Source organism: Klebsiella aerogenes KCTC 2190 (assembly GCF_000215745.1).
Classification (GTDB): domain Bacteria; phylum Pseudomonadota; class Gammaproteobacteria; order Enterobacterales; family Enterobacteriaceae; genus Klebsiella; species Klebsiella aerogenes.
Genome location: NC_015663.1, coordinates 1,184,767 through 1,198,861, shown reverse-complemented (window position 1 = coordinate 1,198,861; position 14,095 = coordinate 1,184,767). Strand labels below are relative to the sequence as shown.

The window sequence follows — 14,095 nt, the reverse complement described above, 5'->3', positions numbered from 1 at the left end:
GGTACGACCTCCTGGGCAGCGCCCTGGCTTGGGGTGCTGGGTTCCGCATTTGTGGCTATTGGCGGCTGGTTATATCTGGAGGCGATGCGGCGTAAAGCGCAGCGCAGGGGAGAAGGTTATGGAAGCGAGTTGGTAAATGAACCTGAAACACCGGCAGACCTTAACTTGCCGCATCCGGTGATCGCGCTGCTGCCGTTGATTATCGTCGGCGTCGCCAACCTGCTGTTTACCTGGCTTATCCCTCAGGCGTACGGTAGCCATTTCCTGATTGACCTGCCGGGACTGAAAGCGCCGATGGAAAGCGACGTGAAGAAGATGGTGGCGATTTGGGCGGTGATGGCGGCGTTATTGTGCGGAATTATCACTATCTTCTTGTTTGCCGGGCGTAGCCTGAAGGGTAAGCTGGCCGACGGTAGCAAAGTTGCCGTTGGCGGCGCGATGCTGGCGGCGTTGAATACTGCATCAGAGTATGGTTTTGGCGGGGTGATTGCCGCGCTGCCGGGCTTTGTTCAGGTGGCCGATGCGCTAAAAGCGATCCCAAATCCTTTACTCAATCAGGCGATTACGATCAATATTTTGTCCGGGATCACCGGTTCATCCTCCGGTGGAATGAGTATTGCCCTGGCGGCGATGGCGGATCGCTTTGTGGAGTCGGCCCATGCTGCGGGGATCCCGCTGGAAGTGATGCACCGTGTGGCGTCGATGGCGGCGGGCGGCATGGATACATTGCCGCACAATGGGGCGATCATCACTTTGCTGGCGGTGACCGGACTGACGCATCGCCAGGCCTATAAACCGATTCTCGGCATCACGTTGTTTAAAATCCTCGGTGCCTTTTTCATTATCGGCGTTTACTACGCCACCGGACTGGTATAAAGCCCGGGCCGTCGGCTATCTGTGCCGACGGCCTTATTTATTTTTCAGCGTATTCGCTTTGCGCCGGCGGGATAATGCCGCTACGATCCGCGTCTATTTTTTATCTCATCCCAAAAACGCGCGGCAGGTAGGTGGAGTTTGAACAGGCGGTTAGGCCTTGTGCTATTGGCATTACTGTTGGTTTCAGGCTGCGCCGGCACGCTGTCGCAAATGAGCCCTCCCAGCAATGAAACCAGCCAGGTGGGGCATAACGGGCAGCGGCTTTCCGTCGATACTTTCGTCAGCCAATACATGCGCGAGAAGCAGGTCAGCGGCGTGGTGGTGGCGATTATTCATCACAACGGCCCGGCGGAGTTTCACTGCTTCGGCGTGACGGATGATAAGCAGCGCTACCCGATAACTCCGCAAACGCTTTTTGCCCTCGGTTCATTAAGTAAAGGTGTTACCGCTGAAGTGGTGACGATGCTGGTCAACGAGGGGCGTTTGCACTGGAACGATACGCTGCAAACCCTGCTGCCGCCGGGGACCGTGCTCAGCGACGACGCCCGCAAGATAACCTTGCTGCAACTGGTCACCCATACCTCCGGGCTGCCGCGTCAGCCGATGAACATGCTGTCGCTTGAGCATCTGTTGGCCTATCTCAACGACGGTGAGAATTTCTATCATGAGCTCGACGCCGACGGCGTGCTGAGCTATCTGAGCAACTTCAATGCGCCGCTGGAGCGCGAGCCGAGTTACTCCAACCTGGGCTTTGCGATACTTGGGTATCTTCTCAAATACCAAACCGGCGAATCGATTGAGACGCTGGCGTCACGGATGATCTTCCGGCCATTGGCGATGGGGAATACCAGCTTCCTGCCGCAAACGCTGCATGAATATCCGTGGCGGGCGCTGGGACACGCAGGCGATCAGCCGAAGTTTAAACCGCGCGGCGCGCTGACGCCGGACTGGCAGTTCACGAATAATATGGTTGGCGCGGCGAGTCTGTACAGCGACGCCGGCGATCTGATTAACTATGCCCGCGCTCACTTCGCCCCCACGGGGCAGGCGGCACTGGATCGGGCGTTTAAAGACGTTAGCGTTGATTATTATCCGCGGCGGGTCGAAGCGGCGAACATTGCCTGGGTGACCGACACATTTGGTCGGCAGCGATTAACTTATCAGGTGGGTTACATCGGCGGCTATTCGAGCTATATCGGCTTCGATAAAGCGAATCAGAATGCGGTGGTGGTGCTGCAAAACAGCTTTAACTGGAGTAACTACATCGGCCATCAGATCCTACGTAATCTGGTGACGGAGTCAAAATGAAGCCCCGTCCTGAGACGGGGCTGCGCGGATTAACGCATAGTGACAAACTCTTCCGCTGCGGTTGGGTGAATGGCGACGGTATTGTCGAAGTCTTTTTTGGTGGCGCCCATTTTCAGCGCCACCGCAAAGCCCTGCAGCATCTCATCCATTCCGAAGCCGATACCGTGAATACCGACAATCTTCTCTTCCGGGCCGACGCAGACCAGCTTCATGCGGCACGGCTGGCGGTGAGAGGTCACGGCGGTATACATTGCGGTGAAGGACGATTTGTACACCTTCACGGCGTCGTCGCCGTACTGCTCGCGCGCCTGCGGCTCGGTTAAGCCGACGGTGCCGATTGGCGGGTGGCTGAAGACCACGGTCGGGATATTGCTGTAGTCGAGGTGCTCTTCCGGCTTGTTGTTAAACAGGCGTTCGGACAGACGACGGCCTGCGGCCACGGCGACCGGCGTCAGCTCGACGGCGCCGGTATTATCGCCCACCGCGTAGATGCCCGGCACGTTGGTGTTCTGGAACTTATCAACGATGATGTAGCCTTTATCGTTGGTTTTAACGCCCGTTGCCGCCAGGTTGAAGTTATCGGTCGCCGGTTCGCGGCCAATCGCCCAAATCAGGCAATCTACGGTCTGGCTGCGGCCATCTTCCAGCGCCAGAGTCAGGCTGCCGTCGGCATTCTTGACTACCGCCTTCGGAATTGCGTTCGTGTGCAGCTGTGGGCCTTCGGCGTTCATCACTTCCACCAGAGTCTCAACGATCAGCGGATCGAAGCTACGCAGCGGCGCGTGTTTACGCACGAACAGGTGGGTTTCGGCGCCCAGGCCGTTAATCACGCCGGCCAGTTCAACGGCAATATAGCCCGCGCCGACTACCGCTACGCGCTTCGGCAGCGCCGGCAGTTCGAAGAAACCGTCGGAATCAATACCGTATTCCACACCTGGAATGTTCGGGTGGCTCGGGCGGCCGCCGGTGGCGATCAGGATATGATCGGCGGTAATGGTCTCGCCGTTGACTTCCACGGTATGGGCATCGACAAAGCGCGCGAAACCTTTGATAACATCAACTTTATTCTTACCCAGCACGTTGTCGTAAGAGGTATGAATACGGTCGATATAGGCGCTGCGGCTGGCAACCAGCTTATCCCAGTCGAAATGGTTGATGGTGGTATCGAAACCGTAATCCGGGCCATACAGGTGGATTGCTTCGCGGATCTGCGCCGCATGCCACATCACTTTTTTCGGCACGCAGCCGACGTTAACGCAGGTGCCGCCCAGCTCTTTGGCTTCAATCAGCGCGCACTTCTGGCCGTACATCGCCGCACGGTTAATCGAGGCGATACCGCCGCTGCCGCCGCCGATGGCGAGGTAATCATAATGTTTGCTCATGCCCATATGTCCTTAATCGTTAATTGCCGCGATTGTAGCGCGAGGCTTAAAAGGTTCCACCGATGGTTGCGATTACTCCGGTACGATCCAACTCACGGTCGCGTGACCGGTACCGGCTGGAACCAGTTTGCTGTGCAGCCACGGCAGCACGTTATTCATCTGCTGTTCCAGCTTCCACGGCGGGTTGATGACGATCATCCCGGAGGCGGTCATGCCGCGCTGGTCGCTGTCCGGACGCACCGCCAGCTCGATTTGCAGAATTTTGCGGATACCTGTGGCTTCTAAATCTTTGATCATGCGTTTGATTTGCGCGCGCAGCACCACCGGATACCACAGCGCGTAGGTGCCGGTGGCGAAGCGTTTATAACCTTCGTTGATCCCGGTGACCACCGCCTGATAATCGGTTTTAATTTCGTACGGCGGGTCGATAAGAATCAGACCGCGGCGAGAAACCGGCGGCAGCTTGGCCTTCAGCTGCTGATAGCCATCGGCTTTATCGACGCGCGCGCGGCTGTCTTTCTGGAACTCGGCGCGCAGCAGCGGGAAATCGCTCGGGTGCAGTTCTGTCATCTGCAGGCTGTCCTGCTCGCGCAGCAGCTGGCGCGCGATAAGCGGCGAACCAGGGTAGTAGCGCAGTTGACCGCTGCGGTTGAAGTGCTCGACGACCGAAATATACGGCTCCAGCTCGGTCGGTAGATCGTCCTGCTGCCAGATACGGGCGATGCCTTCAAGGTATTCGCCGGTACGTTCGGCGTGCTCGCCGCTCAGCTGATAGCGGCCCGCGCCGGCGTGGGTGTCCAGGTAGAGAAACGGTTTTTCTTTCTCTTTCAGCGATTCAATGATCAAACTCTGAACGGTGTGTTTAAGGACGTCGGCGTGGTTGCCTGCGTGAAAGCTGTGGCGATAACTGAGCATGGATGCAGAGATTCCGGAAATAAACAAGTTAACCGACAGTTTACCGCAGTTCGCCCAGGATTGCCGCTGTCGCACCGCCTGTCATTGAAATTCCCGCAACTATCCCCCATTCTAGATCTCATGCAAAAGCGCCGGAACGCGCGCTTCATTCACCCTCTTCAACAGGACAGCGCATATGACCAATCCATTACTGACGCCTTTTTCATTGCCGCCATTTTCTGCAATTAAACCGGAGCACGTGGTCCCTGCGGTCACCAAAGCGCTGGATGATTGCCGGGCCGCGGTGGAAAGCGCGGTGGCGCACGGCGCGCCGTATAGCTGGGAAAATCTTTGCCAGCCGCTGGCGGAAGTGGACGATGTGCTGGGACGCATCTTCTCGCCAATCAGCCATTTGAATTCGGTAAAAAACAGCCCGGAGCTGCGTGAAGCCTACGAACAGACGCTGCCGCTGCTCTCCGAGTACAGCACCTGGGTCGGCCAGCATGAAGGCCTGTATAAAGCCTACCGCGACCTGCGCGACGGCGATAACTACGCCACGTTGAACACCGCGCAGAAAAAGGCGGTCGATAACGCGCTGCGCGATTTTGAATTATCCGGGATTGGCCTGCCGGCAGAAGCGCAGAAACGCTACGGTGAAATCGCCGCGCGCCTCTCTGAGCTTGGCAATCTGTACAGCAACAACGTGCTTGATGCCACCATGGGCTGGAACAAGCTGGTGACCGACGTCGCCGATCTCGCAGGCATGCCGGAAAGCGCGCTGGCCGCCGCTCAGGCCCAGGCGCAGGCGAAAGAGCAGGAAGGATATCTGCTGACGCTGGATATTCCGAGCTATCTGCCGGTGATGACCTACTGCGACAATCAGGCGCTGCGCGAAGAGATGTATCGCGCCTATTCCACCCGCGCCTCCGATCAGGGCCCGAACGCCGGGAAATGGGATAACAGCCCGGTGATGGCGGAGATCCTCGCGCTGCGTCACGAGCTGGCGCAACTGCTGGGCTTTGACAGCTACGCCTTTAAATCTCTGGCCACCAAAATGGCTGAAAATCCGCAGCAGGTCCTCGATTTCCTGACCGACCTGGCAAAACGCGCGCGTCCGCAGGGCGAAAAAGAGCTGGCTCAGCTGCGTGCTTTCGCCAAAGCCGAGTTTGGCGTCGATGAACTGCAGCCGTGGGATATCGCTTACTACAGCGAAAAACAGAAACAGCATCTCTACAGCATTAGCGATGAGCAACTGCGCCCGTATTTCCCGGAAAACAAAGCCGTTAACGGCCTGTTTGAAGTGGTTAAGCGTATTTATGGCATTACCGCCAAAGAGCGTACCGATGTCGATGTGTGGCATCCGGAAGTGCGTTTCTTCGAGCTGTATGACGAAAATAACGAGCTGCGCGGCAGCTTCTATCTTGACCTGTATGCCCGCGAACATAAACGCGGCGGGGCGTGGATGGACGACTGCGTCGGCCAGATGCGTAAGCTGGATGGTTCCCTGCAAAAACCGGTCGCTTATCTGACCTGTAACTTCAACCGCCCGGTAAACGGCAAACCGGCGCTGTTCACGCACGATGAAGTGATTACCCTGTTCCACGAGTTTGGCCATGGTCTGCACCACATGCTGACCCGCATTGATACTGCTGGCGTTTCCGGCATCAGTGGGGTGCCGTGGGATGCGGTCGAGCTGCCGAGCCAGTTTATGGAAAACTGGTGCTGGGAGCCGGAAGCGCTGGCGTTTATCTCCGGGCATTACGAAACCGGTGAACCGCTGCCGCAGGAACTGCTGGAGAAAATGCTGGCGGCGAAAAACTACCAGGCGGCGATGTTTATTCTCCGCCAGCTGGAGTTCGGTCTGTTCGATTTCCGTCTACACGCGGAATACTCGCCGGAGCAGGGGGCGAAAATCCTCGAGACCCTGGCCGAGATTAAAAAGCAGGTCGCCGTGGTGCCGGGCCCAACCTGGGGCCGCTTCCCGCATGCGTTCAGCCACATCTTTGCGGGTGGCTACGCGGCGGGCTACTACAGCTACCTGTGGGCCGATGTGTTGGCGGCGGATGCCTTCTCGCGCTTCGAAGAAGAGGGAATTTTCAACCGTGAAACCGGTCAATCATTCCTCGACAATATCCTGAGCCGCGGCGGTTCCGAAGAGCCGATGGAGCTGTTCAAACGCTTCCGCGGGCGCGAGCCGCAGCTGGACGCGATGCTTGAGCATTACGGGATCAAAGGCTGATTGCTACGTGAAAATCTGCTTAATTGATGAAACAGGCGCCGGTGACGGCGCCTTATCTGTTTTGGCCGCCCGTTGGGGGCTGGAGCATGATGCTGAGAACCCGATGGCGCTGGTGCTGACGGACGAGCATCTGGAGCTGCGTAAGCGCGATGAGCCAAAGCTTGGCGGCATCTTTGTCGATTTCGTCGGCGGCGCGATGGCTCATCGCCGCAAGTTTGGCGGCGGCCGCGGTGAAGCGGTAGCCAAAGCGGTGGGTATTAAAGGCGATTATCTGCCGGACGTGGTTGACGCCACCGCTGGCCTGGGGCGCGATGCCTTCGTGCTGGCGTCGGTCGGCTGCCGCGTGCGGATGCTTGAGCGTAACCCGGTGGTCGCCGCGCTGCTCGACGATGGTTTGAAACGTGGCTATGCCGATGCGGAGATCGGCGGCTGGCTGCAGGAGCGCTTACAGTTGATTCATGCATCCAGCCTCAATGCGTTGACCGATATCACCCCGCGCCCACAGGTGGTGTATCTGGATCCGATGTTTCCCCATAAGCAGAAAAGCGCGCTGGTCAAAAAAGAGATGCGGGTATTTCAGTCGCTGGTGGGGCCGGATTTAGACGCCGATGGTCTGTTGGCGCCGGCTCGACAGCTGGCAACCAAACGAGTGGTGGTGAAGCGTCCGGACTATGCGCCGCCGTTGGCGGATGTCGCCACGCCTAACGCGGTAGTGACCAAAGGACATCGGTTTGATATTTACGCCGGTACGCCGGCGTAATTTTTCGCCGTTGTGATATCACCCGGATAGCGGCGCAAAGCGCCTTATCCGGGCTACCAAATTGCAGCGCGAGCCGGGAACCGCAATATTTAAACAAACGGCGCCAGCGGATCGGCCATCTCAAACGCGGCGGCCTTATCGGCCTTCGGCGGATAAATAAGTTCGCTGACGATCGACACCTTCACTTTTTTTGCCTCTTCGCGGGTCAATTTCACCTGCTGATCCCAACCCTCGGTGTAAACCGCGCCCCAGGCGCCGAGATCCAGACAGGTAACGTAGGTTTCCTGGCGATAGTGCAGTGGCGCGACGCCCAGCAGGCCGGCGGCGGCGTTATTACCGGCGAATTTACCGAGCAGGATAGCGTGCTGGCAAGTCATCAGGGCGTGATTACCCTTATCATCAGTCGCGGCATAGGCCACGTCGCCGGTCGCGTAGATATCATCGTAACCCATCACTTGCAGTTCGGCGTTGACATGCAGACGCCCTTGACGGTCGCGCGGCGCGTCGATTTGCGCTGTTAGATTATTCGCCTGGACGCCGACGGTCCAAATCACGGTCTGCGAGTCGATACGCTGTCCGTCTTTCAGTTTCACGCCAGCGGCATCGACGCTCGCCACTTCAGCATTAACAAGCCACTCGACGCCCAGTTCTTTTGAGGCCTGAACGATGACTTCACGCAGCGCATCGCTGTATCGAGAGCCCGGCTGCGGACCGCGTTCAACTACGACTACTCTGGTCTTAGCATTTGAGCCGAAGATCGCGCGCAGCTTGGTCGGTAATTCCATCGCCATCTCGATACCGGTAAAGCCGCCGCCGCAGACTACCACGGTGTTGCGCGCATCGCTTTGCGGACGCTGTGCTAAAGCAATTAAGTGGTTTTCCAGCGTCGTAGCGCTTTCGAGCTGATCGAGATCGAAAGCGTGCTGTGCCGCGCCCGTGACCATCGCACGGTTAACATGGCTACCGCTCGCCAGGACTAAACGATCCCAGTTCTGAGTGTGGCTTTCGCCGTTGCTACCGGTCCAGGTTACCGTTTTATCCGCAGGATGGATCTGCGACACGCTGCCGCGAAGAAAACGGATCCCGGTAGCATCGAACAGCGGCTGTAGCGGCGCAACCAGCGACGGTACGTCGCTTTCGTAGAAACGAGGACGAACGCGCAGCTCAGGCTGTGGCGCAATGACTGTGATATCAATGGCCTGCTGTTGATTTTTTTCCGCTAAACGCGCGGCGCTCAAGGCCGCCCACATCCCGGCAAAACCGGCGCCTACGATCAGGATTTGTTTACGCATCTTTTTTTCACTCGCTGTTAACTACGATTCATTTACTAGGATTTTATTGGTCGTAGTTAAGAAAAGCAACGCCTCTCACGCGATCCTGAGGATCCTTTATTGGGGTTTTTATTTAATATACTGATAAGTAATAAATTAAATTTTTGTCTTGCGAAGGGAGATATCAGATATCTGGAATGAGGCGGTGGGAAAAGCTACAATAACTCAGATTAATATTGGCTGAGATAAGTGAATGGCATTTTACAGTTCCGGAGTTGAGTACGGCATCCATAGCCTGATGTGTATGGTGGACAGCAAAGGCGACGCCCGCGATATGAGCGTGCGCGAAATCGCTGAGCTGCAAAACGTGCCCTACGATTATCTGGCCAAGATTTTTACCCGCCTATCGAAAGCGGGCCTGGTGCGCAGTATTGAAGGCAAAGGCGGCGGCTTTCAGCTTGCCAGAGCGGCTGAGCACATCACCGTGTTGGATGTTGCCAACGCTATTGATGGCGAAAAGCGTATTTTCGAGTGCCGTGAGATCCGCCAGCGTCTTGCGGTGTTTGATGAGCAGCCGCCGCAGTGGGCCTGCGAAGGTATTTGCGGTGTGCGCGCGGTCATGGATATGGCGCAGCAGCGAATGGAAGAGGCGTTAGGCCAGCATACTATCCTCGATCTGGCGCGCAAGATGTACCGTAAAGCGCCGGATGAGTTTGTGATTGAAGTACAGGAGTGGATCGCGGCGCGTAAGAACTAGGCTGCGCGCCCCGGCGGTTGTCGCCGGGGCGGCTAACGGGTTACTCGGCGCTGGTCGGGGTATTAATCATCCGGTTCAGCCACGGCACCATAAAGGCCATCACCACCGTCACCGCCAGGGTCACGAGGCCAATTTTACTAAACACGTTGGTGTAGATCGGCAGCGTCTGCAGCGGGTCGGTTATATTTTCTGGTACCGCGGTGAAGGTCGCGACATAGCCGCCCATCAGGAACGCGGCGGCCTGAGTCAGGAACCACATCCCCAGAATAAAGCCCATCAGCCGCTGCGGAACCAGCGCGGCAACCATCGCCAGGCCCAGGGCGCTAATCAGCAGTTCGCCGAGACTCTGGAACAGATAAACCAGCACGATAAACCATGGCGAAGTGAGCCCCTGCGGGTCAGCAAACCACATCCCGGCCGCCGCGGCGGTCAGGAAGCCCAGCGCGCAGAGGAACATGCCGAGAGTGAATTTCATCGGCATGGTCAGGTCTTTACCTTTGTTGCCAAGACGGGTGTAGATAGCCGCCAGTACCGGGCTGGCGACCACCACCCAGAACGGGTTCAACGCCTGGAAACTCACCGGGTTAATCGCGATGCCGAGAATGTTGTGATGCACGTTATTGATGGCGAAGAAGTTGAGCGAGGTTGGCATCTGGGCGTACAGGATATAAAACACCACCGCTTCGAGCATCAGGATGAAGGCGACGAACATCTTGTTGCGGCCGGTTTTATCGAGGCGGAAAGCTTCGCGGAAGAAGAAAATCGTCACCACGATGGACAGCACGATCAGCACCAGGTTGGCGATTTTAACGTTATGCATCAGCCAGGCGCAGAGGAAAATCATCACCACGGTGCCGACCAGCACGTACAGCAGATTACGGAAACTCAGCGGCTGATGATCCGGGGTTGAACCGATATCTTTCACCATTCCGCGGCAGGCGAAGTAGACCAGCAGCGCGACGATAAGCCCGGCGCCGCACAGATTGTAGGTCACCGCATAGCCGAACTTATCGGCAATAACCGGCGCCAGCGACAGCGAGAGCAGCGAACCGATGTTAATCGACATATAAAACAGGGTGAAGGCGCCGTCGAGACGGGCATCTTTAGGCGGATAGCATTTTGATAGCAGGCTCGCGGGATTGGCTTTAAACAGCCCGTTGCCGACGGCGATAGTGCCAAGCGCGATAAAGATAAGGTCGGGTTTGAGCAGCGACAGACCGGTCATAAAATAGCCGATTGCCAACACGATGGCGCCGAGCACCAGCGTGCGTTTGGTTCCAAGCAGATGGTCACCGACATAGCCGCCGATGGAAATGAGGCCGTAGACCAGCGCCGCAAAGGCGCCAAAGGTGATAAATGCCTGTTCCTGAGAGAAACCAAGCTGTTTAACAAAGAACACCGCCAGGATGCCCTGGACGCCGTAATAGCCAAAACGCTCCCATAACTCTACAAAAAAAATCATGAAGAACGGACGGGGTTGCTGTAGCAAACCCGTAGGTGCAGTTGTTTTCATATTCCTTCGCCTTTTAGTGCTATCCCAAAAAGTATGAACGCGTCTGCCAAAACGCGCCGAAAAAGTCTGATGACCCATGATGATGCGACCATTGGCTGAATGTATAGATTATTATATAGATATTAATTCTAATAAATGGTTGATCACACTAACCGATATTAACTATCTGGATTGATATCCTGATGGGGTCAATGGGATTCAGGTGGGATGTAGCATAAAAACAAAAACGCCCGCAGGCGCGGGCGTTGGCTGGCGAGGAAAAGCGATTATTCGTCTTCTTCGTCGCGCAGCGGTACGATCAGCATATCAACGTGAACGGTGTTGATCAGCTGACGCGCGGAGGACATCAGCTTGCTCCAGAAGTCCTGATGGTGACCGCAGACCACCAAGTCCATATCATATTTTTTAATCGCATCGACCAGCACCTGTCCCAGATCGCCGCTGCCGCTCAGGGTTTCGGTAATCGGGTAGCCAGCGTTAGTGGAAAGCTCGGTCAGCGCGTGGTGCGTCTCTTCAGAGATGCGTTTCTGCATGTCGCCCAGATTAACATCGATAAGACCGGTGTAGAGGTCGGAGTAATTCACATCCACGTGAATCAGGGAAACTTTCGCATTGTAGGGACGCGCCATAGAAACCGCTTTCTCTACCAGCACTTTGCTTTCCGGTGATAGGTCTACTGCAATAAGAATGTGTTTGTAAGCCATAGTGTTACTCCTTCCATAAGTTGTCGATGACCGTTGGACCAGACAGCCTGTGCTGTCGATTCGCCCGCGTCCTGCAAGCTAGATTCGCGGGGGGTAAGCCTTTAAGGACTTAATTGTAGAAGATAATTTCTACAATATAGCGCCCCTCGCACTCCGTCAATGCACCTGGTTCACCGTTAGTTAAACAAATTATTCCGTCTTACGTATTGATAACGATTAACCTTGTGGTAAAAAAATTAACTGATCTCCTACACTATTTAATGAGCCGGTCGGATAAATAAACGTGACCGGAATCGCACTCTTTTACTGTACGGTGGGTTGGATGATATTGGGGAGCGGTAGTCCCGGAGGGATCTCCGTGGATGGGTCGCCGGGGAGGAAGTATGATCAGCACTGTTGCGCTGTTTTGGGCCCTGTGTATCGTTTGTGTGGTGAATATGGCACGTTACTTCTCATCGTTGCGTGCATTATTGGTTGTGCTACGTGGTTGCGATCCCTTGCTCTATCAATATGTTGATGGCGGAGGTTTTTTCACCTCGCATGGGCAGCCCAGTAAACAAATGCGGCTGGTTTGGTATATCTATGCCCAACGATATCGCGATCATCATGATGACGAGTTTATTCGTCGCTGTGAGCGTGTTCGCCGGCAGTTCATCCTGACCAGCGCGCTGTGTGGTCTGGTGCTGGTGAGTATGATTGCACTGCTTATCTGGCATTGAGCTGCCTGAATTGAGTGCAAAAAAATGGGCCAGTTTCCTGACCCATTTTTCGCATGGCTATTGCTTAGATAAGCTTCAGAGCCAGCCAGTACAGCACGCCTGACAGCAAAATGGCTGCCGGCAGGGTGAGTACCCATGCCATCAGGATGCTGGTGACGGTTTTCTTCTGCAGACCGCCGCCATCAACGAGCATCGTCCCCGCAACCGAGGAAGAGAGCACGTGGGTGGTGGAAACCGGCATGCCGGTGTAGCTGGCAAGGCCGATAGAAACCGCGGCGGTCATCTGGGCGGACATACCTTGCGCGTAGGTCATACCCTTCTTACCAATCTTCTCGCCGATAGTGGTCGCCACGCGGCGCCAGCCGATCATGGTGCCAATACCCAGCGCCAGCGCGACCGCCATAATGATCCAGATTGGCGCGTACTCGATGGTGCTCAGCATATCGGTTTTCAGTTTCTTCAGCAGGCGCTGGTCGTCAGTGCTCACATCCGGCAGCTTGGCCACTTTGTCAGTGGTGTCGGAGATGCAGAGCATAATGCGACGCAGCTGGCCGCGCTGATCCACTGACAGTGTATCGTAGCTTTCCGTACCGGTGAGCATTGTCTTCACGCGGTCAAGCGCGTTGATGGTGTTCGCCGGATGGCAGTGAAACTCGCCGTTGGCCGCGGTATTGGTTTCCGGTGACGGAACCAGTTGATCAACGCCGGTGGCTTTCTTCAGCAGCTCAGGGCGCTGTTGGAAGAAGGTTTCCACGTTGTTGACTGCATCGCGGGTACGAGTGATTTCGTAACCAGACGCGTTCATGTTGACCACGAAGCCCGCCGGCGCGACGCCAATCAGTACCAGCATGACCAGACCAATGCCTTTCTGTCCATCGTTGGCGCCGTGCGAGAACGACACGCCGATAGCGGACAGGATCAGCGCGATACGGGTCCAGAACGGCGGTTTTTTCTTACCGTCTTTCTTTTCGCGTTCCGCTGGGGTCAGGTGTATACGAGCGCGTTTTTTGGTACCGCTCCAGTAACGACGCAGAATGAAAATCAGGCCGCCCGCTACCACCAGGCCAACAATCGGCGAGACGATAAGTGAGGCAAAAATGCCGATGACTTTCGGGATATTCAGCGCATCCACCACTGAAGTACCGGTCATCAGCGCATTGGTTAAACCAATACCGATGATGGCGCCAATCAGGGTGTGAGAACTGGAGGCCGGTAGGCCGAAATACCAGGTTCCGAGGTTCCAGATGATTGCCGCCAGCAGCATAGAGAACACCATGGCGAGGCCATGTGCGGAACCCATGTTAAGCAGCAGGTCCGTTGGCAGCATATGCACGATGGCATAGGCTACGCTGAGACCGCCCAGCAGAACGCCGAAAAAGTTGAAGAGTGCCGCCATCGCAACAGCAAGCTGCGACCGCATTGCGCGAGTGTAAATCACCGTTGCAACTGCGTTTGCGGTATCATGAAAACCGTTAATCGCTTCGTAAAACAGTACAAAAGCTAAAGCAAGCAATAATAATAGTCCGGTATGTAAATCCAGACCGGCAAATAAATGTAGCATAGGACGTTACGCCATTTTGAGGACATGAACGCGGCGCATTATCAGTGACTTTAGCGGCGCGGGCAAAGTGAAATATAGACTTTTTTTGATTTTCTTCCTGTTTGGTTTCTA

11 protein-coding genes are annotated in these 14,095 nt (G+C 55.9%); 5 read left to right on the top strand and 6 right to left on the bottom strand.

Annotated elements, in window-relative coordinates:
• The first annotated feature begins 1,086 nt into the window (after positions 1-1,086).
• Complete coding sequence (locus tag EAE_RS05895) at positions 1,087-2,184, top strand: serine hydrolase domain-containing protein (protein ID WP_046883671.1); 1,098 nt, start codon at positions 1,087-1,089, stop codon at positions 2,182-2,184.
• Between the two features lie 29 nt (positions 2,185-2,213).
• Here EAE_RS05895 and gorA read toward each other — a convergent pair whose 3' ends face one another.
• Together gorA and EAE_RS05885 are read right to left on the bottom strand one after the other, a co-directional pair.
• Positions 2,214-3,566 carry a glutathione-disulfide reductase gene (gorA, locus tag EAE_RS05890; RefSeq protein ID WP_015703747.1) on the bottom strand — a complete coding sequence of 451 codons (1,353 nt, stop codon included), beginning with the start codon at positions 3,564-3,566 and terminating at the stop codon, positions 2,214-2,216.
• Between the two features lie 72 nt (positions 3,567-3,638).
• On the bottom strand, positions 3,639-4,481 hold the full coding sequence (locus EAE_RS05885) for a 23S rRNA (adenine(2030)-N(6))-methyltransferase RlmJ (RefSeq protein ID WP_015703746.1): 843 nt from the start codon (positions 4,479-4,481) through the stop codon (positions 3,639-3,641).
• A 175-nt stretch (positions 4,482-4,656) separates the two neighbouring features.
• On the opposite strand from EAE_RS05885, the gene prlC reads away from it, so the two are divergent.
• Complete coding sequence (prlC, locus tag EAE_RS05880) at positions 4,657-6,699, top strand: oligopeptidase A (RefSeq protein ID WP_015369266.1); 2,043 nt, start codon at positions 4,657-4,659, stop codon at positions 6,697-6,699.
• 7 nt (positions 6,700-6,706) lie between these two features.
• On the top strand, positions 6,707-7,459 hold the full coding sequence (gene rsmJ, locus EAE_RS05875; protein WP_015369267.1) for a 16S rRNA (guanine(1516)-N(2))-methyltransferase RsmJ: 753 nt from the start codon (positions 6,707-6,709) through the stop codon (positions 7,457-7,459).
• 89 nt (positions 7,460-7,548) lie between these two features.
• On the opposite strand, the gene EAE_RS05870 is transcribed toward rsmJ, so the two are convergent.
• Complete coding sequence (locus EAE_RS05870) at positions 7,549-8,751, bottom strand: NAD(P)/FAD-dependent oxidoreductase (protein WP_015703745.1); 1,203 nt, start codon at positions 8,749-8,751, stop codon at positions 7,549-7,551.
• Positions 8,752-8,983: 232 nt separating this feature from the next.
• On the opposite strand from EAE_RS05870, the gene EAE_RS05865 reads away from it, so the two are divergent.
• Positions 8,984-9,487: an RrF2 family transcriptional regulator gene (locus tag EAE_RS05865; protein WP_015369269.1), complete on the top strand. Its 504-nt coding sequence runs from the start codon at positions 8,984-8,986 to the stop codon at positions 9,485-9,487.
• Between the two features lie 40 nt (positions 9,488-9,527).
• Here EAE_RS05865 and dtpB read toward each other — a convergent pair whose 3' ends face one another.
• Together dtpB and uspA are read right to left on the bottom strand one after the other, a co-directional pair.
• Positions 9,528-11,000: a dipeptide/tripeptide permease DtpB gene (gene dtpB, locus EAE_RS05860; protein ID WP_015703744.1), complete on the bottom strand. Its 1,473-nt coding sequence runs from the start codon at positions 10,998-11,000 to the stop codon at positions 9,528-9,530.
• Between the two features lie 266 nt (positions 11,001-11,266).
• Positions 11,267-11,704: a universal stress protein UspA gene (gene uspA / locus EAE_RS05855; RefSeq protein ID WP_004145166.1), complete on the bottom strand. Its 438-nt coding sequence runs from the start codon at positions 11,702-11,704 to the stop codon at positions 11,267-11,269.
• Positions 11,705-12,087: 383 nt separating this feature from the next.
• Here uspA and uspB point away from each other — a divergent pair, with 383 nt between their 5' ends.
• Positions 12,088-12,423, top strand: coding sequence for a universal stress protein UspB (gene uspB, locus EAE_RS05850; protein WP_015703743.1), 336 nt, complete (start codon positions 12,088-12,090; stop codon positions 12,421-12,423).
• A 64-nt stretch (positions 12,424-12,487) separates the two neighbouring features.
• Here uspB and pitA read toward each other — a convergent pair whose 3' ends face one another.
• Entirely contained in the window at positions 12,488-13,984 is a 1,497-nt protein-coding gene (gene pitA / locus EAE_RS05845) for an inorganic phosphate transporter PitA (RefSeq protein ID WP_015369272.1), read from the bottom strand.
• Positions 13,985-14,095 lie beyond the last annotated feature (111 nt).